The sequence below is a fragment of the Paenirhodobacter hankyongi genome, from assembly GCF_003664585.1.
In the GTDB taxonomy this organism is placed as follows: domain Bacteria; phylum Pseudomonadota; class Alphaproteobacteria; order Rhodobacterales; family Rhodobacteraceae; genus Rhodobacter; species Rhodobacter hankyongi.
In genome coordinates, this window is record NZ_RCHI01000004.1 from 250266 (window position 1) to 271208 (window position 20943).

Sequence of the window (20943 nt, forward strand, 5' to 3'; positions counted from 1 at the left end):
AGAGCCTTTCCGCCAGGAAAGATCAGCCGCCCAGATAGGCCCGCAAGGCCGGCGGCGGGCTGTCGAGCAGCGGCGCGGTCGGCTGCGGTGGCAGTGCCCGGCCCTCTGCCACGAGGATCGTCTCGGGGCAGAGGCTGCGGGCATCGGCCGGGTCGTGGCTGACCATCAGCACCGTCGTGCCCTGGGCCGAGGCGATCGTGGCGACGAGGGCGAGCATCTCGGCCTTGAGCGCGGGCCCAAGCGCCGCGAAGGGTTCATCGAGCAGCAGGAGCGGGCGGTCGCGCAGCAGCGTGCGGGCAAGGGCGACACGGCTTTGCTGCCCGCCCGAGAGCTCGGCGGGCTTGCGCCGGGCCATGCCGTCAAGCCCAACTTGCGCGAGGGCCTCTTCGATCCGGGTGTGCTCGGCCCGGCCGAGGCGGAGCTTCGGGTCGAGGCCGAGGCCGATGTTCTGTTCGACGCTCAGATGCGGGAAGAGGTTCTGGTCCTGAAACAGGATCGAGAGCGGCCGCGCGCCCGGGGCAAGGCGGGTGATGTCGGTGCCAGACCACAGGATCCGGCCGCGCGCCGGGGCGAGGAAGCCCGCGATCGCGGCGAGCAGCGTCGACTTGCCCGCGCCCGACGGCCCCATCACCGCGACGCGCGCGCCCCTGGTCACCGTCAGGTCGGCGCTCAGGCGGAAGTCGCCCTGTTCCAGCAGAAGGTCATCGAGGGTCAGCATGGCGTCCGATCCGATCGAGCGCCCAGAAGAGCGCGAAGGTGAGGCCCATCAGCAGGCAGGCGGCGCCGGCGGCCTGATCCATCCGGTAGCTGCCCATCAGCGCGTAAAGCGCAAGAGGCAGGGTCTGGGTGCGGCCGTCGGAGAAGAGGGTGATGACGCCGAGATCGCCCATCGAGAAGGCGGCGGCGATCCCCGCGGCAAAGCCGAGCGGCCGCGCGAGGCGGGGCAGGGTCAGCAGCCGCAGCCGCGCGAGGCCCGTCAGGTTCAGCGCGGCGGCCAGCCGGTCATAATCGGCCTGAAGGCTGCGCACCTCGGGCAGCAGCAGGCGCAGCGCGAAGGGCAGGCTCATCGCGGCATTGACGATCAGCGTGACCGGCAGGGTGAGGGCGGTGGGGCTGACGACGGGGCGCGCGAGGAGGAAAAGCCCGGTGCCGAGGACGAGGGGCGAGGCCGCCATCGGCAGCATCGCCGCCGCCTCGGCCCAGCGGGCGCGGGGGGCGGCAAGGGAAAGCGGCAGGGCGAGGGCGAGGGTGAGAACCGTCGAGCCCGCGGCAAGCGCGAGCGAGGTCGCGGCGGCGTGCCAGACCGAGGGCGGCAGGTCCGTGAGCGCCGGCAGCCCGCGCAGGGCGATCGCGCCGAGGGGGGCGATCAGGAAGGCCGCGGCAAGGGTGATCGCCACGCCGTCCTTGATCCGGCGCAGGCCCGGGGCGGGCAGGGGGGCGCCCGGCCGGTCGAGCCCGGCGCCGAAGCCCGCGGGCAGGGTGAAGCGCGCGGCGAGTGCGAGCGCGGCAAGCGCCAGCGCCACCTGCACGAGGGCGAGCGCCGCCGCCCGCCCGAGATCGGCGTCGAAGCGGAAGGCCTGATAGATCGCCAGCTCGACCGTCGTCGCCCGCGGTCCGCCGCCCAGCACCAGCGCCACGGCGAAGGAACTGAGGCAGACGAGGAAGATGGCGAGCGCCGCGCCGGGCAGCACCGCGCGCAGCATCGGCCGCTCGAGATGGCGCGTCACCTCGGCCGGGCCGAGGCCGAGGCTGGCGGCCAGCCGCAGCCGCTCGGACGGGATCGCCTGCCAGCCGTGCAGCACCATCCGCGTGGCGAGCGGCAGGTTGAAGAAGACATGGGCGAGGATCACCCCATGCGCGCCATAGGCGCTGAGCGTGGGCAGGCCGAGCGCGGCAAGCGCGGCGTTCAGCGCGCCGCGCCGGCCGAAGACCGCGATCAGCCCGAGGATCGCGACGATCGAGGGCAGCAGGAAGGGCGCGCCCATCAGCGCAATGAGCGCCTCGCGCCCCGGGAAACGGCGCCGGTAGAGCGCGCGGGCAACCGGCACCGCAAGCAGGCACGACAGCAGCGCCGACAGCGCCGCCTGCCACAGCGTGAACCACAGCGCCGCCCCGTCGGCCCGCGTCAGCGCCGACAGCCCCCCGGCCCGGCCGATCACCGCGGCCAGGGGGGCGAGCACCAGCGCCGCGGCAAGCACCGCCGCCAGCGCCGCCGGAAGGGCGCGCGCGGGGCTCACTTGCCGAAGGCCGCCCGCCATTCCTCGAGCGCCGGGCCGCGCAGCGCCTCGGCCTCGGTCTCGGAGAAGAACAGGCTCTTTTCCGGCCGCGGCAGGGTCTCGAAGCCCTCGGGCAGGAAGCCCGGCTTGATGATCGCGGGATAGGACCAGTTCGCGGTGGCGATCATGCCCTGGAACGCGTCCGACAGCAGGTAGTCCATGAATTTCTGCGCGAGCACGGGCTGTTTCGAGGTCTTCAGCTGCGCCGCCACCTCGGTGAAGAAATAATGCCCCTCGGGGAAGATCGCGGCGACCTTGGTGTCGTCGTTCTCGGCGATGCGGTGATAGGCGGGCGAGGTGGTGAAGCTGAGCACCATGTCGACCTCGCCATCGGTGAAGAGGCCATAGGCGGTGGACCAGTCCTGGGTGACGGTCAGCACCTTGGGGGCGAGCTTTTCCCAGGCTTCGCCGGCCTTCTCGCCATAGACCGCCTTGACCCAGAGCAGGAGGGCGAGCCCCGAGATCGCCGAGCGCGGATCCTCGATCGCGATCTTGTAGGCATCGGTGGGCGCGTCGAGCAGCTCCTGGAACGACTTCGGCGGGGTCTTCAGCTTCGTCCTGTCATAGACGAAGGCGGTCTCGCTCCAGTCGAAGGGCAGGAAGATGTCGTCGGTCCAGGCGATCGGCAGGGTCAGGCGGCCGACATCCTCGCCATGCGGCGCGAAGAGGCCGGTGGCGCGGGCGCGGGCCATGACATCGGTGTTCAGCCCGATCGCGACATCGGCTGCGGTCTTGTCGCCCTCGAGCAGGATCCGCGGCAGCACGTCGCCCGCCACGAAGCGCAGATCGCAGCCGCAGTCTTTCTCGAAGCCCGCCTCGATCGCGGGGCCCGGGCCCCATTCCGAGGTGAAATAGTCGGGCGCATAGACAGTGAGGACGGGCTTGTCTTCGGCGATCGCGGGGCTCGCCGCGATCAGACATGCCGCCAGCATCAGAGGTTTCTTCATCGGTCTCTCCAATGGCGTGACGGACGGGGTCAGGCCGGGAGAGTGCCCGGATACCTTCCCTCCGCCGGTCTTAACCGGTTCAGGTTCAACGGGTTCGCTTGCGCATCTCAGCCGGGCCTTTCGGGCCCGGGCACCCCGAGGTGGGGCGCAGGATAGGGCCGCGCAGGGGCGATGCAAGGAAAATCGCGGCAGGAGCGCGTGCCTCGGGCGGCGCCTCCGGCGGAGGTATCTTCGCCAGGAAGAAACGGCGGGCTTTCATCTTGCCCGAAATACCTCGGGGGGCTCCGCAGGAGCGGGGGCAGCGCCCCCTCCGTCCGCCGGGCCAGGCAGGACCTGCCCGAGGCGCAGACCGCGAGCGCCGGTCAGAGTGCGGCGGCGTAGCGCGCGAAATTGTCGAGGATCGCCTGCCAGCCGGCGCGCTGCATCTCGACCGGGTTTTCGGTTTCCGCGTCGAAGGTGGTGGTGACGCGGGTGCCGCCGCCGATCGCCTCGAAGGTGGTCACGGCGCGCCGCCCGTCGGACAGGGTGAAGGCGATGCGCCGCTCGGGCTCGACGATGTCGAAGACCGCCTCGAGGTCGAAGCCGAAACTGCCGTCCTTCGCCTCCATCCGGGCGAGGTATCTGCCGCCCGGGCGCAGGTCGACCTCGGCCCGCGGGCAGTGCCAGTCGGGCGAGGCGAAGTTCCAGCGCGGGATATGGGCGGGGTCGGTCCAGGCGCGCCAGGTGGTGCAGGGCGTGGCGGCGATGGTGGCGGCGATCGTGACCTGCGCGGCTGCCATGGCGGGCTCCTCCTGTGCCGGGAAAGTGTCGCAGGCGGCTGGCGTTGCGTCAATTGGCTGTAAGGAGCACCGGGGCTCGCCGCGCGCATCGCCGCACTTTCCAGTTTATCGACACGCCGCCATGCCTTAGGAGAAAGGCAAAGGGGAGGCCCGCGATGAGCTACAACACCTTCGGACACATGTTCCGCGTCACCACATGGGGCGAAAGCCACGGGCCCGCACTTGGCGCCACGGTCGACGGCTGCCCGCCCGGCATCGAGATCTCGGAAGAGTTCATCCAGGTCTTCCTCGACCGCCGCCGTCCGGGCCAGTCGAAGATGACGACGCAGCGGCAGGAACCCGACCGGGTGAAGATCCTCTCGGGCACCTTCGAGGGGCGCACCACCGGCACACCGATCCAGCTGATGATCGAGAACACCGATCAGCGCAGCAAGGATTACGGCGAGATCGCCCGGCAGTTCCGCCCGGGCCACGCCGACCTTGCCTATCACCAGAAATACGGCATCCGCGATTATCGCGGCGGCGGCCGCTCGAGCGCGCGGGAAACCGCGGCGCGGGTCGCGGCGGGGGGCGTCGCGCAGGCGGTGCTGAAGGCGCTGGTGCCCGGTGTGCGGATCACCGGCTACATGGTACAGATGGGGGTGAAGCACATCAGCCGCGAGCGCTTCGACCGCGACGAGATCCTGCGCAACCCGTTCTTCATCCCCGATGCGGCGGTCGTTGACGAATGGGCCGATTACCTCGAGGCGGTGCGCAAGAACCAGAATTCGGTCGGCGCGATGATCGAGGTGGTGGCCGAGGGCTGCCCGCCCGGGCTCGGCGCGCCGATCTATGCCAAGATGGACAGCGATCTGGCCGCGGCGATGATGTCGATCAACGCGGTCAAGGCGGTCGAGATCGGCGAGGGCATGGCGGCGGCGGGGCTCACCGGCGCCGAGAATGCCGACGAGATCCGCATGGGGCCCTCGGGCCCGGTCTACGAGACCAACCACGCTGGCGGCATCCTCGGCGGCATCACCACCGGCCAGCCGATCGTGCTGCGCTTCTCGGTCAAGCCGACTTCCTCGATCCTGACGCCGCGCCGCTCGATCGACGTTGCCGGCAACGAGGTCGAGGTCATCACCAAGGGCCGCCACGACCCCTGCGTCGGCATTCGCGCGGTGCCGGTGGCCGAGGCGATGATGGCCTGTGTCATCCTCGATCACCTGCTGCTGGATCGCGGCCAGACCGGCGGCACCCGCGGCCGGATCGGCTGAGCCGCTCACGGCGGCGCGATCGGCTCCCTTGCTCCGGCCGGAGCGGAGGGGCTATGCTGGGGGGCCCGCAAGGTCGCGGGCAGGGGGCAAGATGGCGCAGACAGAGACGAAACCGGCGATCCGCAAGGGGCGCAAGTTCGACCAGGTGCTCGAGGGGGCGCGCAAGATCTTTCTGCGCGACGGTTTCGAGGGCGCCTCGGTCGACGATATCGCGCGCGAGGCGGGGGTGTCGAAGGCCACGCTCTACAGCTATTTCCCCGACAAGAAGCTGCTGTTTCTCGAGGTGGCGCGGGGCGAATGCGCGCGCCAGGCCGACGAGGCGGGGGAACAGCTTGCCACCGGGGCGGCACCGCGCGAGGTGCTGGGCTTCGCCGGCGGCCGGATCGTCGAGTTCATGTCGTCGGATTTCGGCTTCGGCTTCTTCCGGATCTGCGTCGCCGAGGGCGACCGCTTTCCGCAGCTGAAGCAGGGGTTCTACGAGGCCGGGCCGATGCTGCTGCACAACCGGCTGGTCGCCTATCTGAAGGGCGCGGTCGAACGTGGCGAGCTGGCGATCGAGGATTTCGACCTTGCCGCCGATCAGTTCATCGAGCTGTGCAAGGCCGACATCCACGCCCGGCTGCTCTTCGAGGGGAGCTGCTGCTGCACCGCGCATCACATCAAGCGCACCGTCGACGGCGCGGTCGAGATGTTCCTTGCCCGCTATGGCGTGAAGGGCTGAGGCGCGCGGGCCTCAGGCCTTGTCGCGCACCATCAGGTGGTTGCCCTGGCCCTGCTTCACCTCGAAGCGGCCGGTCCTGCGCAGCAGATCCGACAGTTTCGCGCAGCCATAGGTGCGGGTGTCGAAATCCGGGTTCGCCTGGGTGATGAACTGGCCGATCTGGCCGAGCGAATACCAGTCCTCCTCGAGCCCGATCCGCTTCATCGCCGCGACGACGAGCGGGATCGCCTGCGGCGGCGCGAGCTTGCCCGAGGCGGTCGGCGCCGGAGCGGTGGGCATCGCCGTCGACGGGGTCGAGGGCTGCGCCTCAGAGCCGGTCTCGACCATCGGGGCCGGGGCCTCCTCGGCGCCGAGGTTCTCGACATAGATGAAGCGCTTGCAGGCGTTGCGGAAGGCCTCGGGGGTCTTCTTCTCGCCGATGCCATAGACATCGAGCCCCTGCTCGCGGATGCGCGAGGCGAGGCGGGTGAAGTCGCTGTCCGAGGAGACCAGCACGAAACCGTCGAAGAGGCCCGAGTGCAGGAAGTCCATCGCCGCGATGACGAGGCCGATGTCGGAGGCGTTCTTGCCCTTGGTATTGGCGAATTGCTGGTCGGCGACGAGGCCGAGCGAATTCACCTTCTTCGCCCAGCCGGCCAGGCGCTGCGCCGACCAGTCGCCATAGATGCGCCGCACCGAGGCCTCGCCGAGGCCGGCGATCTCCTCGAAGATCGCTTCGGCATGGGCGCAGGGGATGTTGTCGGCGTCGATCAGGACGCACAGGCGGGGCGCGCGGGGCTGGGTCATGGGGTCTCCTTTGACGGCGAGCCTATGCCATCCGCGGCACGTGCACCACGGCAAAAGAAAACGCGCCCCGGAGGGCGCGTTTCGTGTCGTCCTTGCGGTGAGCTCAGTGCTTGCCCTTGTGGGGCGCCCAGATCCGCTTGTTGGTGAGGTAGAGCAGAACCGTCAGCAGGCCGAGCATGAGCACGGCGGTGAAGCCCATGTCCTTGCGCGCCATCATCTTCGGCTCGGCCGTCCACATCAGGAAGGTCGCGACGTCTTCCGACATCTGCTCGACCGTCGCCGGGGTGCCGTCCTCGTAGGTGACGATGTCATCCGAGAGCGGCGGCGGCATCTTGATCCAGCCGGTCGAGAAGATGTGGTTCTCGTAGAAGGTGTTGCCGGCCTCTTCCTTGTCCGCACCGGTGAAGCCGTTCAGCAGGGCGTGGATGTATTCCGGGCCGCCGATGCCGTTGAACAGCTGGTTGATGCCGGTGCCGTAGGGGCCGTGGAAGCCCGCGCGGGCCTTCGCCATCAGGCTCAGGTCCGGGCCCATGCCGTCGCCGGTCCGGGTCGGGAAGAAGTCGGTGTCCTTGCGCGGACGCTCTTCCTGGGTGTCGGCGTCGACGATCGGGTCGAGTTCGGCCGCATAGTCACGCACCCATTGCGGGTCCATCTGCGGGCCGCCCTCGTCGGCGAGCGAGCGGATCGGAACGAATTTCAGGCCGTGGCAGGCCGAGCAGACCTCCCGGTAGACCTGGAAGCCACGGCGCAGCTGCTGCTGGTCGAAGCGGCCGAAGGGGCCCTCGAAGGAGAAGGCGAAGTCCTTGACGCCGCCGGCCTCGCTCGCAGCCACCGCACCCGTGCTCAGCACGAGCGCGGAAAGGGCCGAGATCAGAAGTTTTTTCATGATGTACGGTCCTTGTCCTTACTCGGCCGGAGTGCCGTAGTGGTTGTTGAAGTCCTCTTCGATCGTCGCCGGCATCGGCGCCGGTTTCTCGACCAGGCCGAGCAGCGGCAGGATCACGAAGAAGTAGGCGAACCAGTAGGTCGCGCCGATCAGCGAGATGTAGGGATAGATCCCGTCGGTCGGCATCGCGCCCACCCACATCAGCACCACGAAGTCGATCGCGAGCAGCCAGAACCACCATTTGAACACCGGACGGAACTGGCCCGAACGGATGCGCGAGGTGTCGAGCCAGGGCGCCAGCGCCATCGCGATGATCGCGCCGAACATGGCGAGCACGCCGAAGAACTTCGCGTCGACGATGCCGAAGGTGATCCAGTGCACGAACTGCACGGCCCAGACGTCGGCGGTGAAGGCGCGCAGGATCGCGTAGAACGGCAGGAAGTACCATTCCGGAACGATATGCGCAGGCGTCGCGAGCGGGTTCGCCTCGATGTAGTTGTCGGGGTGGCCGAGGTAGTTCGGCATGAAGCCGACGACGGCGAAGAAGATGGTGACGATCAGGGCCAGCGCGAACAGGTCCTTGATCACGAAATAGGGCCAGAAGGGCAGGGTGTCCTTCTTCGCGTCTTCCTTCGAGGTGCGACGCACTTCGACGCCCGTCGGGTTGTTGTTGCCGGTGGTGTGGAAGGCCCAGATATGGACGATCACCAGCCCGGCGATGACGAAGGGCAGCAGGTAGTGCAGCGAGAAGAAGCGGTTCAGCGTCGCGTTGTCGACGGCCGGCCCGCCCAGCAGCCAAGCCTGGATCGACGGCCCGATGCCCGGGATCGCGCCGAACAGGCCGGTGATGACGGTGGCGCCCCAGAAGGACATCTGGCCCCAGGGCAGCACGTAGCCCATGAAGGCGGTGCCCATCATCAGCAGGTAGATGATCATGCCGACGATCCAGGTCACTTCGCGCGGGGCCTTGTACGAGCCGTAGTAGAGGCCGCGGAAGATGTGGATGTAGACGGCGAAGAAGAACAGCGAGGCGCCGTTCGCATGCGCGTAGCGGATCGCGTAGCCGCCGTTCACGTCGCGCATGATGTGCTCGACCGAGGCAAAGGCCAGCGAGACGTGGGGGGTGTAGTGCATCACCAGCACAACGCCGGTGCCGATCTGCAGCGCCAGGCAGAAGGCGAGGACGATGCCCCAGATCCACCACCAGTTGAGGTTCTTCGGCGTCGGGATCATGATCGTGTCATAGATCAGCGCCACGACGGGCAGACGCTCGTGCAGCCACTTCTCGACGCCCGTCTTGGGCTCGTAATGGTCGTGCGGAATTCCAGCCATGTTCCTGTCCCTTTGCCCTTAGCCGAGCTTGATCGTGGTGTCGTCGGTGAAGGCCGCGACCGGGATGTCCAGGTTGCGCGGCGCCGGGCCCTTGCGGATGCGGCCGGCCGAATCGTAATGCGAGCCGTGGCACGGGCAGAACCAGCCGCCGAAGTCGCCCGCATTGCCGAGCGGCACGCAGCCGAGGTGGGTGCACACGCCCATCATCACCAGCCACTCGCCGGTGTCCTCGCCCGAGAAGGGCGGCAGAGAGCGGTTCTGGTCCGAGGCGTCAGCGCCCGGCTTGTTCGCGTTCTCGGCCGTGGTGTCGGTCAGCGTCGCGACGTCGACCGAACGGGCGAGATCGATGTCTTCCTGGGTGCGGCGACGGATGAACACCGGCTTGCCGCGCCATTTCACGGTCAGCTGGGTGCCCGTCTCGACGCCCGAGACATCGACGTAGATCGAAGCCATGGCCTTCACGTCGGCCGAGGCGTTCATCTGGTTGATCAGCGGCCAGACGGCCATGCCGGTCACCACCGCGCCGGTTCCGGCGGTGGCATAGTAGAGGAAATCCCTCCGGGTGCCTGCGTCTTCTGCGTGGGACACGAATTCTTCTCCCTTCCCGGGCCTGGGATCAGGCCGATGCGACTTGCCGGGCCGCACGTGACGTGCCGCCGAACATGCGTTTCGTTTAGCAATCACGATGTTGTCAGTCCAGCGAACATTCTTGTCCCCGTGGGGCGAAATGCCGCAGGATCCTTGCCCTTGCCGGCCTTTCGGGCCGCGCCACGGCCTGCGCGCCGGCTGGTAGCGCTCACGTCTCGGGGCGGGGGCTGGCGCGGCTCAGTCGGGGGCGAGCATGTAGCCCAGGCCCCGCACCGTCTGCAGATAGCGCGGTTCGCGCGGGTCGGGCTCGATCTTGCGGCGCAGCCGGGTGATCTGCACGTCGACGGCGCGGTCGCCCGCGCCCTCCTCGGTCGCCGCCTGACGGTCGCGGCCCAGCTCGTCGATCAGGTCGGCGCGGCTGACCACCTCGCCCGCGTGGGCGGCGAAGATCCGCATCAGCGCCATCTCGGTCGCGGTCAGCCGCACCGGGCTTTCGCCCTGCCACAGCTCGCCGCGGTCCTGGTCATAGCGCAGCGGGCCGAGCGTCAGGTATTTCGGCCCGGCCTGCACCTCGGAGGGCACGCGGCGCAGGATCGCGTTGATCCGCAGCAAGAGCTCCTTCGGCTCGAAGGGCTTCGGCAGGTAGTCATCCGCCCCGGCCTCGAGCCCCTCGATCCGCTCGCGGGTCTCGCCGCGCGCCGTCAGCAGCAGGATCGGCGTCGCCACCCGGCGCGCGCGCAGATCGCGCGTCAGGCTCAGCCCGTCCTCGCCCGGCATCATCACGTCGAGCACGATCATGTTGAACTCGAGCCCGGCCAGCAGCCGCCGCGCATGCGCCGCATCGCGCGCCGCGGTGACAAGAAAGCCGTTTCGGATCAGGAACTTCTGCAGAAGGCCACGGATCCGCTCGTCATCGTCGACGATCAGCAGGTGGGGAATTTGCGCGGCGCCCGGCATCAGCTGTCATCCTTCAGCATCTGGTAGTGGCGGCGCATCTCGGGGTCCATCATCGCCTCGAGCACCTGGCGGAAGCCGGCGACGGCCTGCGGCCCGGCGGTGCGATAGGCGCCGCGCATCCGCTCGCGCTGCGCCCCCGACAGCTCGCGTTCCAGTGCCTCGCCCGTCGCGGTCAGGTGCAGGTGACGCGCGCGCTTGTCCTTGCGCCCGACCCGGCTTTCGACGAGCCCGTCGTCGATCAGCGTGCGCAGCACCCGGTTCAGCGACTGCTTGGTCACACCGAGCACCGAGAGCAGCGTCGTCACCGTCAGCCCGGGCTCGCGGTTGATGAAATGGATCGCGCGGTGATGCGCCCGGCCATAGCCGTGCTTGTCGAGAATCCGGTCGGGATCGGCGGTGAAGCCGCGATAGGCGAAGAACATCGCCTCGATCCCCTTGCGCAACTGCTCGTCGGTCAGAAACAGCAGGGTCTCGCCGCCCTGGGTGCTGCTGTCGGCCATCGGTCTTCCTCGCTTTTTCGCGACTTTATGTCAGTGTTGTTGACTTTCCAAGAATGAATTGTTAGCCGGACACACAATCTGCGCAACATTATGATTCGAAAGTGTCGCTGTGCGCAACTTGTGTAAAAACAACCCGAGGGAGACCAGTATGGCCGGGGCTTATGACGATCGCGATGGATGGATCTGGATGGACGGCACGCTCGTCCCCTGGCGCGAGGCGCAGGTCCATGTCCTGACCCATGCGCTGCACTATGCCTCCTCGGTGTTCGAGGGCGAGCGCTGCTATGGCGGGCGGATCTTCAAGGGGGTGGAACATTCGCACCGCCTGCGCCGCTCGGCCGAGCTTCTCGACATGGAGATCCCCTGGACGGTGGACGAGATCGAGGCGGCAAAATACGCGATGCTGAAGGCGAATGGCTGGACCGATGCCTATGTGCGGGCCGTGGCCTGGCGCGGGGCGGGGGACGACATGGGCGTCTCGGCCCGGCGCAACCCGGTGCGGCTTGCGGTGGCGGGCTGGGAGTGGGGCGCCTATTACGGCGACGCCAAGATGAAGGGCGCGCAGCTCGACATCTCGAAATGGTGCCGGCCCGATCCGCGCACGATCCCCTGCGAGGCAAAGGCGGCGGGGCTGTACATGATCTGCACCATGTCCAAGCACGCGGCCGAGGCGAAGGGCTGCTCGGACGCGCTGATGATGGATTACCGCGGCTATGTGGCCGAGGCGACGGGGGCGAACGTCTTCTTCGTGAAGGACGGCGAGGTGCACACGCCGCTGCCGGATTGCTTCCTCAACGGTCTCACCCGGCAGACGGTGATCGGGCTGTTGCGCGAAAAGGGCATTGCCGTGCACGAACGCCACATCAGCCCGACCGAGATGGCCGGCTTCGAGCAATGCTGGCTGACCGGCACGGCCGCCGAGGTGACCCCGGTCGCACGGATCGGCGACTTCCGATTCGAGGTCGGCGCGCTCGCGCGGGAGATGGTGCGCAGCTACGAGGCACTGGTCCGGGCCTGATCGGGCCCGTCCCCGAACGGCGCGCCCCCGGGGCGCGCCGGCACGGTGCGGTTCAGGCCTCGGCCCGTTCCTCGAGGTCGATGCGCAGGAATTCCTGCACCTTGCGCGCGCCGCGCTCTGCAGGGCGCTGGTTCAGCTCGAGAACCGCGGGATGGACCCCTTCCTTGCGGGCAAGGTCGAGGAAGTGCTTCACGCGGGCCCCTTCGGCCTTCGGTGCCGCACGGTCGATGATGTGACGGGTCATGGCAGCCTCCTTCTGATGCTTGCGCGCAACCCTAGCACGAAAAACCGCCGGTTTCGACCGGACCTTCCGCCGCAGTGCGGCGGCTCGGCGGGGATCGGCGCAGGGGCTCAGCCCGGCGGCGTCATCGCCTTGCGCTGCTTGCGTCGTTCGAGACCCAGCTGATGCTCGCGCCAGATGATCAGCACCCCCGCCGCGATCACGATGGCCGAGCCCGCAAGCGTGCTGGCCGAGGGGACCTCGGCAAAGACGGCATAGCCGATCACCAGCGCGAAGAGCATCGAGGCATAGTCGAAGGGCGCGACGACCGAGGCATCGGCAAAGCGATAGGCCGAGGTCATCAGGATCTGCGCGATCCCGCCGAGCAGCCCGGCCCCGATCAGCAGTGCCGCCTCGGTGGGTGAGGGCACGACCCAGCCGAAGGGGAGCGTCAGCAGCGACAGTGCCGTCGCGGTGAAGGAGAACCAGAACACGATCGCCGAGGTGCGCTCGGACCCCACCAGCCGGCGGATCTGGATCTGGGCGAGCGCCGCACAGGCCGCGCCGGCAAGCGCAAGCCCGGCGCCAAGCGCCTCGGTGCCGCCGGCGCCGGCGCCGAACTGCGGCCAGAGCACGATCAGCACCCCGGCAAGCCCCATCACCACCGCCGAGATCCGCACGAGGCGGACCTGCTCGCCGAGGAACAGCGCGGCGAAGACGACGACGAGGATCGGTGTCGCATAGCCGATCGCCGTCGCCTCGGGCAGTGGCAGGAAGGCCAGCGCGGCAAAGCCGAGCCCCATCGCCGTGGTGCCGATCACGCCGCGCCAGACATGACCGAGCGGGCTTTGCACCCGCAGCCCGCCCGAGAGCTCGTGGGTGACGGCAAGCCAGACGAGGATCGGCACGATGCCGAAGGCCGAGCGGAAGAACACCGCCTCGCCCGGCGGCACATGCGGCGCGACGGCCTTGATCATTGCCTGCATCACCACGAAGCCGATGACGGCACCAAGTTTCAGGGCAATGCCCTTGGCGGGGGAGGGGGAGGTCTCGATCATCGGCCTCACCTATCGCGCGGGGCGGGGCCGGCAAGGGGAGAAAGCCGGGCCAGGGCCCAGCGGGCGGCATCGGCGACGGCCGGGTCGGCGTCATCCACCAGCCGGGCGGCCACCGCGGCGAGTGTCGGTGCAGCCGAATTGCCGATCGCGTAGAGCACGTTGCGCACCATCCGGTCGCGGCCGATGCGCTTGATCGGCGAGCCGGCGAAGCGGGCACGGAAGGCCGCGTCGTCGAGCGTGGCGAGCTCGGCGAGCAGGGGCGCCTCGGCCTCGCGCGCGGCATAGCCGATCTCGCGCGCCGCGGCGGCGAACTTGTTCCAGGGGCAGGCGGCCAGGCAATCGTCGCAGCCATAGATCCGGTTGCCGAGCATCGGACGCAGTTCGGCATCAATCGGGCCGCGATGCTCGATCGTCAGGTAGGAGATGCAGCGCCGCGCATCGAGCCGGTAGGGCGCGGGAAAGGCGCCGGTCGGGCAGGCGTCGAGGCAGGCGGTGCAGCGCCCGCAATGGCTGACCTCGGGGGCGTCGGGCGGGAGCGGCAAGGTGGTGAAGATCGCGCCAAGGAAGAACCAGCTGCCCAGATCGCGGGCAAGCAGGTTGGTGTGCTTGCCCTGCCAGCCGAGCCCCGCCGCCTGCGCGAGCGGCTTTTCCATCACCGGCGCGGTGTCGACGAAGACCTTGATCTCGGCGGTCTCGCCCTGGCGCTTGGCCTCTTCGATCAGCCAGCGGCCGACCCGTTTCAGCCGGCGCTTGACCAGGTCATGATAATCCTTGCCCTGGGCATAGACGCTGATCGCGCCGTGCTCGCGCGCCTCCAGCATGGCGCGCGGGTCCTCGGCCGGGGTGTAGGGCTCGGCCAGCATCACCACCGCCCGCGCCTCGGGCCAGAGCGCAGCGGGGTTGCCGCGCCATTCGATCCGCTCGGCCATCCAGCCCATCTGCCCGTGCATGTCGGCGGCGACGAAGGTCTTCAGCCGAGCCATTGCCTCAGGGATCGCGTCGGGGGTGGTCACCCGCGCCTTCGCGAAACCCTCGGCCCGGGCGGTCTCGATCAGGCGGCGCTTCAGCTCGTCCACGTCGGTCTCCGTGATGCCGGGCGGGGGCGAGCCCCCTCTCGCACTCAGAAATCGAGTTCGGCGTATTGCGGGGCGGGCGGCATGCCCGGCAGCTGGTCGGCCAGGAGCGAGCGGAAGGCCGGGCGCGACTTGATCTTCGCATACCAGTCCTTGACCACATCCGAGCGGTTCCAGTCGACATCCGAGATGTAATCGAGACAGCTCAGATGCGCGGCGGCGGTGAAATCGGCCAGCGTCATCGCATCGCCTGCAAGCCAGCGCCGCTGGTCGAGCAGCCAGCTCATGTAGTCGATGTGGAACTTGATCGCCGACAGCCCTTCCTTGACGGTCTTGCTGTCGGGATAGCCCTTCTTCATCACCTTCTTCCAGACCCGCTCGCCCATCACCTTGCGGGTGACTTCCTGGTTGAACTTGTCGTCGAACCAGCCGCAGAGCCGTCGCACCTCATAGCGGCCCTCGGGGTCGCGCGGCAGCAGCGGCGGCGTGGGCACCGTTTCCTCGATATATTCGCAGATCGCCTGGCTTTCCGACATCATCCGGTTGTCGAGGCGCAGCACCGGCACCTTGCCGGCCGGGTTGCGGCGCAGGAAATCGGGGCTCGGCTCCCAGTAGCGCTCCTCGATCAGCTCGACCTCGATCTTCTTCTCGGCGAGGGTCAGGCGCACCTTGCGGCAAAAGGGCGAGAGCGCGACGTGGTACAGGCGGTTCATGGACACGGCCCCGGTTGGTGTTTTCCCCGTGATAGCGGCCGGGGCCGGGGCGTTCAATGCTCTGCGGGCGTCTTTGCGCGACGGGGCCGGCGCGGGCGGCGGGCGGGGGCGGCCTCGGAGGCCGCGCGCAGCAGGTCAAGCAGCCAGTCGGGATCTTCCCAGAGGTCGGGTTCGATCCGCCAATAGGGCTGCGCGCCACGCACCGGCGGTTCGGCCGGCGGGCGTTCGGGGAGGAGGTCGAGCAGCGGCTCGAGCGCGGGCAGCCGGCGCAGATAGAGCGCGTCGTTGAACAGATATCCCGCGGGCTTTTCACCGAGATAAAGCCCGAAGCCGCCGAACATCGGGCGCGAGTGCACGCGGCCCTGCAACTGCTCGCGCAAGAACAGCTCGAGATCGGGGGAGACCGGCATCAGAGACTGTGCCGGGCGCGCAGCGCGGCCTGGATCGTGCCGTCGTCGAGATAGTCGAGCTCGCCGCCGATCGGCACGCCCTGCGCGAGGCCGGTGACGGCGGTGCCGCTCTCCTCGAGCGCCTCGGCGATGTAATGGGCGGTGGTCTGGCCCTCGACCGTGGCGTTGAGCGCGACGATCACCTCGCGCAGGCCCTCGGCGCGGACCCGTTCGATCAGCCGCGGGATGCCGAGCTCCTCGGGCCCGACCGCGTCAAGCGCGCTCAGCAGCCCGCCCAGCACGTGATAGCGGCCCTTGAAGGCGTGGCCGCGTTCCATCGCCCAGAGGTCGGCCACATCCTCGACGACGCAGATCTCGCCCGTCGCGCGGGCCGGATCGGCGCAGATCTCGCACAGCCCGCCGAGCGAGATATTGCCGCACATGGGGCAATCCTGCGCGGTCTCGGCCACATGCGCCATGGCGCGGGCGAGCGGCTCCATCAGCTGCGTGCGGCGGCGGATCAGTTGCAGGACGGCACGGCGGGCCGAGCGGGGGCCAAGCCCCGGCAGCCGCGCCATCAGCGCGATCAGCGCCTCGATCTCGTCCTGCGCGCCGGCCATCTTACACGGGCGGCAGGTTCATGTCGGCGGGCAGGCCCATCTCGGTCAGCAGCTTGCGCTGTTCGTCCTGGGCGCGGGCCGCGGCGCGGGCCTGGGCATCCTTGATCGCGGCGAGGATCAGGTCCTCGACCACTTCCTTTTCCGAGGCGACGAGGATCGAGGGGTCGATCGACAGGCCGGTGAGTTCGCCCTTGGCGGTGGCGCGCGCCTGCACGAGGCCCGCACCCGCCTCGCCCACCACGACGATGCGACCAAGATCTTCCTGGAGCGTCATCATCCGCTCCTGCATCTCCTTCGCGGCCTTCATCATCTTGGCCATGTCGCCGAGCTGGCCCAGTCCCTTGAACATCGTCATTCCCCGCTATGAGTGTCTGTCACAGATACGCAGCCCGACCGGGCGGAACAAGGGGGACGTCAGCCGTCCTCGAACGGGTCCCATTCGTCCTCGACCTCGGGCAGGGCCTCGGCGGCCTGTTCCTGGGCGAGGTCGGCAGCGAGCTTGATGTCGTCGAAGACGGCGCCCGGGAAGGCCGCGAGGATCGCCTGCACCACCGGGTTCGTCTCGCGCGCCTCGGCCTCGGCGGCGCGGCGGCCGGCGTCGCGGACCTCGGCGATGGTGGGCGCGCCGCCCTCCGACACCACCGAGACGCCCCAGCGGGCGCCGGTCCAGCCCTGCAGCCGGGCGGCGAGGGTGGCCGCGAGGTCGCGCGGCGCCGCGGGGGTGGGCTCGAACTCGATCCGGCCGGGGGCATAGCGCACGAGCCGCAGGCAGGTCTCGACCTCGACCAGCAGCTTCACGTCCCGCATCCGCTGGATCAGCTCGACCACGTCCTCGAACCGGGCAAAGCGGGCAAGCGCACCGGCGGCGGGGGCGGCGGCAAGGGCCACCGCGGCGCCCGAGGGGGCGCGGCCGACCGGCGCCCCACCGAGCATCGCGCGGGTGGTCGCGGCGGCCAGCGCCGCGGGACCGTGCACCGGACCGCCACCCGGGGCGGGGCCGCGCCCGGCCGGCGCCGGGGCGCCGGGGCCGGACTGGATCTTGCGCATCAGCGTTTCCGGGTCGGGCAGGTCGGCCACATGGGTCATGCGAATGAGCGCCATCTCGGCCGCCATCATCGCGTTCGGCGCGGCCGAGACCTCCTCGATCGCCTTCAGCAGCATCTGCCACAGCCGCGAGAGCACCCGCATCGGGATCGCCGCCGCCATCGCCTGGCCGCGGGTGCGTTCCTCGGGCGGCACGGTCGGGTCATCGGCGGCCTCGGGGGTGATCTTGATGACCGAGACCCAATGGGTGATCTCGGCCAGATCGCGCAGCACCGCCATCGGATCGGCACCATCGGCATATTGCCCGGCCAGCTCGGTCAGGGCGCCCGCCGCATCGCCCTTCAGCACCATGTCGAAAAGGTCGAGCACGCGGGCGCGGTCGGCCAGACCCAGCATCGCGCGTACCTGCTCGGCCGTGGTCTCGCCCGCGCCATGGGCGATCGCCTGATCGAGGAGCGACATCGCATCGCGCACCGAGCCCTCGGCCGCGCGGGTGATGAGCGCCAGCGCGTCACCCGCGATCTCGGCGTTTTCCTTCGCCGCGACGCCCGCCAGATGCGCCATCATCACCTCGGGCTCGATCCGCTTCAGATCGAAGCGCTGGCAACGGCTGAGCACGGTGACCGGCACCTTGCGGATCTCGGTCGTGGCGAAGATGAACTTCACATGCGCCGGCGGTTCCTCGAGCGTCTTCAGAAGCGCGTTGAAGGCCGAGGTCGACAGCATGTGCACCTCGTCGATGATGTAGACCTTGTAGCGCGCCGAGGCGGCCCGGTAATGCACCGATTCGATGATCTCGCGGATGTCGCCCACCCCGGTGCGCGAGGCCGCGTCCATCTCCATCACGTCGACATGGCGGCCCTCGGCGATCGCCCGGCAATGCTCGCACACGCCGCAGGGCTCGGTGGTCGGGCCGCCGCTGCCGTCGGCACCGATGCAGTTCAGCCCCTTGGCGATGATCCGCGCGGTGGTCGTCTTGCCGACCCCGCGCACGCCGGTCATGATGAAGGCATGGGCGATGCGGTCGGAGGCGAAGGCGTTCTTCAGCGTGCGCACCATCGCCTCCTGACCGATCAGATCGGCGAAGGTGGCGGGGCGATACTTGCGGGCAAGGACCTGATAGCCGGTCGCGGGCGTGTCGGACATGAGTGCTCCTCTCGTCGGCGCGCAGTCTAGTCGCGGGGCGGGCCGAGTCAAACCGATGAGGGGGCGTCTCGGGCGGGGCCGGACGCACCGGTGCTACGCTGGGCGCGAGAGGTGCCGTTGCGCCCTAGGCTTCCGGCCAGGCGGTTTGCGGCCAGTCGCGATCATATTCCGCAAGAACAGGGTCGGTTGCGCGGCCAAGAGCTGCCCAGCGGCGCAAGGATGGGTGCTCGAGATGCTTTCGCACATAGGTACGGGCCTGCGTGCTCACCGGAAGATCATGGCCCGCAATCCGCATCGCGACGGGGGCGAAGAAGGCATCTGCCGCGCAATAGCTGCCGAAGAGCCAGCCATCAGCCTGCGACCACAGGCGCTCGATCCGGTCCAGATCCGCCTGCACCCCGGCGGGCACCGGCACATCGCGGTAGGCCGTGTGCAGGTTCATCGCGCAATGGGAGCGCAAGGCGGTGAAACCGGAATGCATCTCCGCCGCCATCGACCGCGCCGCCGCGCGCAGTTTCGGCTCGACCGGCCAATGCCCCGCGTCGGGGTGACGGCTGGCCAGTTCCTCGGCAAGGGCGAGGCTGTCCCAGATCACCGTATCGCCGAGTTTCGCCGCGGGCACGGTTCTTGCCGGCGAGAAATCGGCCAGCACGCGCGCGAAGTCCTCCGTGTAGAGCGGCGCATGGACGGTTTCGACCGGCAGGCCGAATGCGTCAAACAACAACCAGCCGCGCAGGCTCCAGCTCGAGTAGCAACGCTCGCCGATGGCCAATGTCCACGTCATCATCATCTCCCCGGCCGCGCACGGATCTCTTGCTAGCCAAACGCAGATGGCCGGTCAACGACGCAAGGTCGGGCGCATGGACCTGCCGCCTCAGCGCCCGGTGATGCCCTCGATCGGCGCCGGCGGGACGGGCTGCGTGACATAGGCGGAAGGCCGGCGCTCGTAGAAGGAGTTCCCGCCGGCGGTCAGCACGTAATTCATGTTGTCGTAATGATAGCTGCGGTTCGCGGTGTGGAAGAACATCGCGTTGCCGATCAGCGGGTGGCGCTCGCCGCGCAGCACGGATTGTGCCGCCTCGCGCACATTGGTCTTCTCCTTCATGCGCTTGGTCATGATGCCCGGGGCGAACTGGCCGCGCTGGCGCACCACGCCGCAGACCGAATTCGGGTATTTCCCCGACTCGACGCGGTTCATCACCACGCTGCCGACGGCGACCATGCCGTCGCGGCTCGAGCGGTTCGATTCGAAATACATCGCCCGTTCCATGCAATCGAGCGGCGTGTGTCCGCAGCTTGCCAATGCGCCCAGTGCGGCGGCAAGGACAAGGGTGCCGCGCATGCCCGGTGTGACGAATGCCATGATGTGCCTGCTTCTTTGTCCGGGGCGTTTCGCCCTCGTTGGCGGCAAGAATACCAGAGCGCGCGAGTCGCGCCAAGGGATGCGGGCCGGGAGTGGCGGTGCGTCGCGCGGTCAGGGGCGGTCACAGGCCCGGCAGGTCGATCATCACCGCGGCATGGTCGCTGGCATGGGGCCGATGCTGCCCGACGCCCGAAAGACGCGCGCTGGTGTCGCGCCGCGCCTCGCGGCCCAGTCCCGCGCGCAGGATCACGGGCACCGCCTGCGGAAAGGCGTGCGCAAGGGCGGGCGAGGCCAGCAGGACGTCAGGGCAATCGTAGCGCCCGGAATGCACGTCGAAATAGGTCCAGCGCTCGGGTTCGGGCAGGCGCTCCATCAGGTTGACGGTGAAGCCGTTCTCCAAGGGCGCAATGGCGCGCTCGGCACCGGGCAGGGCGCCGTGCGGCTCGTTCAGATCGCCGACGATCAGCCACAGCCCCGCTGCGGGCGCCTCGAAATAGCGCGCGATCAGACGCCGCACCGCCAGGGCCTCAAGCCGGCGCGTGGTCCAGGCGGTGGCGACATCGGGGTAGGGCGACTTGAAATGGCACAGGAACAGGGTGAGCTGCCCCGCCGTCGCCATCAGGCAGTCGCGGCGGAAGACTGGGGCGAGCGGGTCGACGCCCAGCGGCGGCGCGATGTCGAAGTCATCGAGCGTCAGCGCGGCATGGCTGCGCAGCTCGTCGAGCGGCCGGCGCGACAGCAGCGCAAGATCAAGGCCGCGGCCGTCATTGCCGGGCAGGCAGATCCGCTCGGGATAGGGGCGCAGGCCGGTGGGGAGCATGTGGCGTTGATAGAAATGCTCGAGCGTCGCGAGGTCATAGACCTCCTGCAGCGCCAGAAGATCGGCGTCGATCTTTGCCAACACCTCGGCCGACAGGCGCCGGTCGATCGCGTCAAGGCCCGTCTCCTCGGGATCGTCGCTGTCCCATGCCCCGTGCAGCTGCGGCCCGTCTGCGGATTTCAGCAGTTTCAGGTTCTGAAGGTTGAAGGTCGCGATGCGCATGATGGGGCAAGCATCGCACCGCCCCCGCGCCGAGGCAAAGGCTGAATCGCCACGCGGAGCCCTGAAGGGCTGTCGTCTTGGCTGCGGTGAAGGGGAGGGGTGAGAGGCTGGACATCGACCCAAGCGGGGCTCGTTGCGGCTGCTTCCTTCCGGACCTGACCGGGTTGGCGAGGCGCTCGCCCGCGCCAACCTCTCAAGCGGTCATATAGGCAAGCCGTTCCGGATTCGC

Annotated in this window: 24 protein-coding genes, 1 other RNA gene and 1 riboswitch; of the genes, 3 read left to right on the forward strand and 22 right to left on the reverse strand. The window is 68.9% G+C overall.

From position 1 onward, the window contains the following. Nucleotides 1-22: 22 nt before the first annotated feature. From thiQ to DYS74_RS06265, 4 genes are all read right to left on the reverse strand, one after another. On the reverse strand, nucleotides 23-718 hold the full coding sequence (gene thiQ / locus DYS74_RS06250) for a thiamine ABC transporter ATP-binding protein (RefSeq protein WP_121531976.1): 696 nt from the start codon (nucleotides 716-718) through the stop codon (nucleotides 23-25). After that, the gene (locus tag DYS74_RS06255) at nucleotides 702-2258 is read right to left on the reverse strand and encodes an ABC transporter permease subunit (protein WP_121531978.1); all 1557 of its coding nucleotides are present in this window, start codon (nucleotides 2256-2258) and stop codon (nucleotides 702-704) included. The genes thiQ and DYS74_RS06255 overlap by 17 nt, the downstream gene beginning before the upstream one ends. Then, the gene (locus DYS74_RS06260) at nucleotides 2234-3223 is read right to left on the reverse strand and encodes a thiamine ABC transporter substrate-binding protein (RefSeq protein WP_121531980.1); all 990 of its coding nucleotides are present in this window, start codon (nucleotides 3221-3223) and stop codon (nucleotides 2234-2236) included. Before DYS74_RS06260 ends, DYS74_RS06255 begins: the two co-directional genes overlap by 25 nt. Before the next feature lie 39 nt (nucleotides 3224-3262). Then, nucleotides 3263-3371: riboswitch (TPP riboswitch) on the reverse strand. A 214-nt stretch (nucleotides 3372-3585) separates the two neighbouring features. Next, complete coding sequence (locus DYS74_RS06265) at nucleotides 3586-4002, reverse strand: SRPBCC family protein (RefSeq protein WP_121531982.1); 417 nt, start codon at nucleotides 4000-4002, stop codon at nucleotides 3586-3588. Between the two features lie 155 nt (nucleotides 4003-4157). On the opposite strand from DYS74_RS06265, the gene aroC reads away from it, so the two are divergent. Together aroC and DYS74_RS06275 are read left to right on the forward strand one after the other, a co-directional pair. Next, entirely contained in the window at nucleotides 4158-5258 is a 1101-nt protein-coding gene (aroC, locus tag DYS74_RS06270; protein ID WP_121531984.1) for a chorismate synthase, read from the forward strand. Nucleotides 5259-5349: 91 nt separating this feature from the next. Continuing rightward, entirely contained in the window at nucleotides 5350-5979 is a 630-nt protein-coding gene (locus DYS74_RS06275; RefSeq protein ID WP_121531986.1) for a TetR/AcrR family transcriptional regulator, read from the forward strand. A gap of 12 nt (nucleotides 5980-5991) precedes the next feature. On the opposite strand, the gene DYS74_RS06280 is transcribed toward DYS74_RS06275, so the two are convergent. The 6 genes from DYS74_RS06280 to DYS74_RS06305 form a co-directional block, all read right to left on the reverse strand. Then, complete coding sequence (locus tag DYS74_RS06280; RefSeq protein ID WP_121531988.1) at nucleotides 5992-6765, reverse strand: NYN domain-containing protein; 774 nt, start codon at nucleotides 6763-6765, stop codon at nucleotides 5992-5994. 103 nt (nucleotides 6766-6868) lie between these two features. Further along, entirely contained in the window at nucleotides 6869-7654 is a 786-nt protein-coding gene (locus DYS74_RS06285; RefSeq protein ID WP_121531990.1) for a cytochrome c1, read from the reverse strand. 15 nt (nucleotides 7655-7669) lie between these two features. Beyond that, complete coding sequence (gene petB / locus DYS74_RS06290) at nucleotides 7670-8983, reverse strand: cytochrome b (protein ID WP_121531992.1); 1314 nt, start codon at nucleotides 8981-8983, stop codon at nucleotides 7670-7672. Between the two features lie 18 nt (nucleotides 8984-9001). Further along, nucleotides 9002-9571, reverse strand: coding sequence for a ubiquinol-cytochrome c reductase iron-sulfur subunit (petA, locus tag DYS74_RS06295; protein ID WP_121531994.1), 570 nt, complete (start codon nucleotides 9569-9571; stop codon nucleotides 9002-9004). Between the two features lie 237 nt (nucleotides 9572-9808). Further along, nucleotides 9809-10528 carry a response regulator gene (locus DYS74_RS06300; protein WP_121531996.1) on the reverse strand — a complete coding sequence of 240 codons (720 nt, stop codon included), beginning with the start codon at nucleotides 10526-10528 and terminating at the stop codon, nucleotides 9809-9811. After that, entirely contained in the window at nucleotides 10528-11028 is a 501-nt protein-coding gene (locus DYS74_RS06305; RefSeq protein ID WP_121531998.1) for a MarR family winged helix-turn-helix transcriptional regulator, read from the reverse strand. The genes DYS74_RS06300 and DYS74_RS06305 overlap by 1 nt, the downstream gene beginning before the upstream one ends. Nucleotides 11029-11176: 148 nt before the next feature. Here DYS74_RS06305 and DYS74_RS06310 point away from each other — a divergent pair, with 148 nt between their 5' ends. After that, nucleotides 11177-12046: a branched-chain amino acid aminotransferase gene (locus DYS74_RS06310; RefSeq protein WP_121532000.1), complete on the forward strand. Its 870-nt coding sequence runs from the start codon at nucleotides 11177-11179 to the stop codon at nucleotides 12044-12046. 52 nt (nucleotides 12047-12098) lie between these two features. Here DYS74_RS06310 and DYS74_RS06315 read toward each other — a convergent pair whose 3' ends face one another. The 12 genes from DYS74_RS06315 to ffs all read right to left on the reverse strand — a co-directional run bounded on the left by DYS74_RS06315 (nucleotide 12099) and on the right by ffs (nucleotide 20910). Continuing rightward, nucleotides 12099-12290 (reverse strand): hypothetical protein, encoded by a 192-nt coding sequence (locus DYS74_RS06315; protein WP_121532002.1) that lies wholly within the window; start codon nucleotides 12288-12290, stop codon nucleotides 12099-12101. A gap of 107 nt (nucleotides 12291-12397) precedes the next feature. Continuing rightward, nucleotides 12398-13324, reverse strand: a complete 927-nt coding sequence (locus DYS74_RS06320; protein ID WP_121532004.1) for a DMT family transporter — start codon at nucleotides 13322-13324, stop codon at nucleotides 12398-12400. A 5-nt stretch (nucleotides 13325-13329) separates the two neighbouring features. Next, nucleotides 13330-14391 carry a tRNA epoxyqueuosine(34) reductase QueG gene (gene queG / locus DYS74_RS06325; protein WP_121532068.1) on the reverse strand — a complete coding sequence of 354 codons (1062 nt, stop codon included), beginning with the start codon at nucleotides 14389-14391 and terminating at the stop codon, nucleotides 13330-13332. A gap of 53 nt (nucleotides 14392-14444) precedes the next feature. Beyond that, a complete protein-coding gene (fzlA, locus tag DYS74_RS06330) occupies nucleotides 14445-15110 on the reverse strand; it encodes an FtsZ-binding protein FzlA (protein ID WP_121532006.1) in 666 nt (221 codons plus the stop codon). A 53-nt stretch (nucleotides 15111-15163) separates the two neighbouring features. Continuing rightward, a complete protein-coding gene (locus tag DYS74_RS06335; RefSeq protein ID WP_121532008.1) occupies nucleotides 15164-15520 on the reverse strand; it encodes a TfoX/Sxy family protein in 357 nt (118 codons plus the stop codon). Beyond that, nucleotides 15520-16119, reverse strand: coding sequence for a recombination mediator RecR (recR, locus tag DYS74_RS06340; protein ID WP_121532010.1), 600 nt, complete (start codon nucleotides 16117-16119; stop codon nucleotides 15520-15522). Before recR ends, DYS74_RS06335 begins: the two co-directional genes overlap by 1 nt. 1 nt (nucleotide 16120) lies before the next feature. Continuing rightward, the gene (locus tag DYS74_RS06345; protein WP_113899691.1) at nucleotides 16121-16468 is read right to left on the reverse strand and encodes a YbaB/EbfC family nucleoid-associated protein; all 348 of its coding nucleotides are present in this window, start codon (nucleotides 16466-16468) and stop codon (nucleotides 16121-16123) included. A 65-nt stretch (nucleotides 16469-16533) separates the two neighbouring features. After that, a complete protein-coding gene (locus tag DYS74_RS06350) occupies nucleotides 16534-18309 on the reverse strand; it encodes a DNA polymerase III subunit gamma/tau (protein ID WP_121532012.1) in 1776 nt (591 codons plus the stop codon). Between the two features lie 124 nt (nucleotides 18310-18433). Beyond that, nucleotides 18434-19099 (reverse strand): glutathione S-transferase family protein, encoded by a 666-nt coding sequence (locus DYS74_RS06355; RefSeq protein ID WP_245965208.1) that lies wholly within the window; start codon nucleotides 19097-19099, stop codon nucleotides 18434-18436. Nucleotides 19100-19183: 84 nt separating this feature from the next. After that, nucleotides 19184-19672, reverse strand: a complete 489-nt coding sequence (locus DYS74_RS06360) for a cell wall hydrolase (RefSeq protein WP_245965209.1) — start codon at nucleotides 19670-19672, stop codon at nucleotides 19184-19186. A 121-nt stretch (nucleotides 19673-19793) separates the two neighbouring features. After that, nucleotides 19794-20714 (reverse strand): endonuclease/exonuclease/phosphatase family protein, encoded by a 921-nt coding sequence (locus tag DYS74_RS06365; RefSeq protein ID WP_121532014.1) that lies wholly within the window; start codon nucleotides 20712-20714, stop codon nucleotides 19794-19796. Nucleotides 20715-20811: 97 nt separating this feature from the next. Further along, nucleotides 20812-20910, reverse strand: an RNA gene (gene ffs, locus DYS74_RS06370) — signal recognition particle sRNA small type. Nucleotides 20911-20943 lie beyond the last annotated feature (33 nt).

Bases quoted from the DNA above. Each gene is read 5' to 3' on its own strand.
- thiQ (WP_121531976.1), bottom strand. From the start codon at position 718: ATGCTGACCCTCGATGACCTTCTGCTGGAACAGGGCGACTTCCGCCTG.
- DYS74_RS06255 (WP_121531978.1), bottom strand. From the start codon at position 2,258: ATGGCGGGCGGCCTTCGGCAAGTGAGCCCCGCGCGCGCCCTTCCGGCG.
- DYS74_RS06260 (WP_121531980.1), bottom strand. From the start codon at position 3,223: ATGAAGAAACCTCTGATGCTGGCGGCATGTCTGATCGCGGCGAGCCCC.
- DYS74_RS06265 (WP_121531982.1), bottom strand. From the start codon at position 4,002: ATGGCAGCCGCGCAGGTCACGATCGCCGCCACCATCGCCGCCACGCCC.
- aroC (WP_121531984.1), top strand. From the start codon at position 4,158: ATGAGCTACAACACCTTCGGACACATGTTCCGCGTCACCACATGGGGC.
- DYS74_RS06275 (WP_121531986.1), top strand. From the start codon at position 5,350: ATGGCGCAGACAGAGACGAAACCGGCGATCCGCAAGGGGCGCAAGTTC.
- DYS74_RS06280 (WP_121531988.1), bottom strand. From the start codon at position 6,765: ATGACCCAGCCCCGCGCGCCCCGCCTGTGCGTCCTGATCGACGCCGAC.
- petB (WP_121531992.1), bottom strand. From the start codon at position 8,983: ATGGCTGGAATTCCGCACGACCATTACGAGCCCAAGACGGGCGTCGAG.
- DYS74_RS06300 (WP_121531996.1), bottom strand. From the start codon at position 10,528: ATGCCGGGCGCCGCGCAAATTCCCCACCTGCTGATCGTCGACGATGAC.
- DYS74_RS06305 (WP_121531998.1), bottom strand. From the start codon at position 11,028: ATGGCCGACAGCAGCACCCAGGGCGGCGAGACCCTGCTGTTTCTGACC.
- DYS74_RS06310 (WP_121532000.1), top strand. From the start codon at position 11,177: ATGGCCGGGGCTTATGACGATCGCGATGGATGGATCTGGATGGACGGC.
- DYS74_RS06315 (WP_121532002.1), bottom strand. From the start codon at position 12,290: ATGACCCGTCACATCATCGACCGTGCGGCACCGAAGGCCGAAGGGGCC.
- DYS74_RS06320 (WP_121532004.1), bottom strand. From the start codon at position 13,324: ATGATCGAGACCTCCCCCTCCCCCGCCAAGGGCATTGCCCTGAAACTT.
- fzlA (WP_121532006.1), bottom strand. From the start codon at position 15,110: ATGAACCGCCTGTACCACGTCGCGCTCTCGCCCTTTTGCCGCAAGGTG.
- DYS74_RS06335 (WP_121532008.1), bottom strand. From the start codon at position 15,520: ATGCCGGTCTCCCCCGATCTCGAGCTGTTCTTGCGCGAGCAGTTGCAG.
- recR (WP_121532010.1), bottom strand. From the start codon at position 16,119: ATGGCCGGCGCGCAGGACGAGATCGAGGCGCTGATCGCGCTGATGGCG.
- DYS74_RS06345 (WP_113899691.1), bottom strand. From the start codon at position 16,468: ATGTTCAAGGGACTGGGCCAGCTCGGCGACATGGCCAAGATGATGAAG.
- DYS74_RS06350 (WP_121532012.1), bottom strand. From the start codon at position 18,309: ATGTCCGACACGCCCGCGACCGGCTATCAGGTCCTTGCCCGCAAGTAT.
- DYS74_RS06355 (WP_245965208.1), bottom strand. From the start codon at position 19,099: ATGATGATGACGTGGACATTGGCCATCGGCGAGCGTTGCTACTCGAGC.
- DYS74_RS06360 (WP_245965209.1), bottom strand. From the start codon at position 19,672: ATGGCATTCGTCACACCGGGCATGCGCGGCACCCTTGTCCTTGCCGCC.
- DYS74_RS06365 (WP_121532014.1), bottom strand. From the start codon at position 20,714: ATGCGCATCGCGACCTTCAACCTTCAGAACCTGAAACTGCTGAAATCC.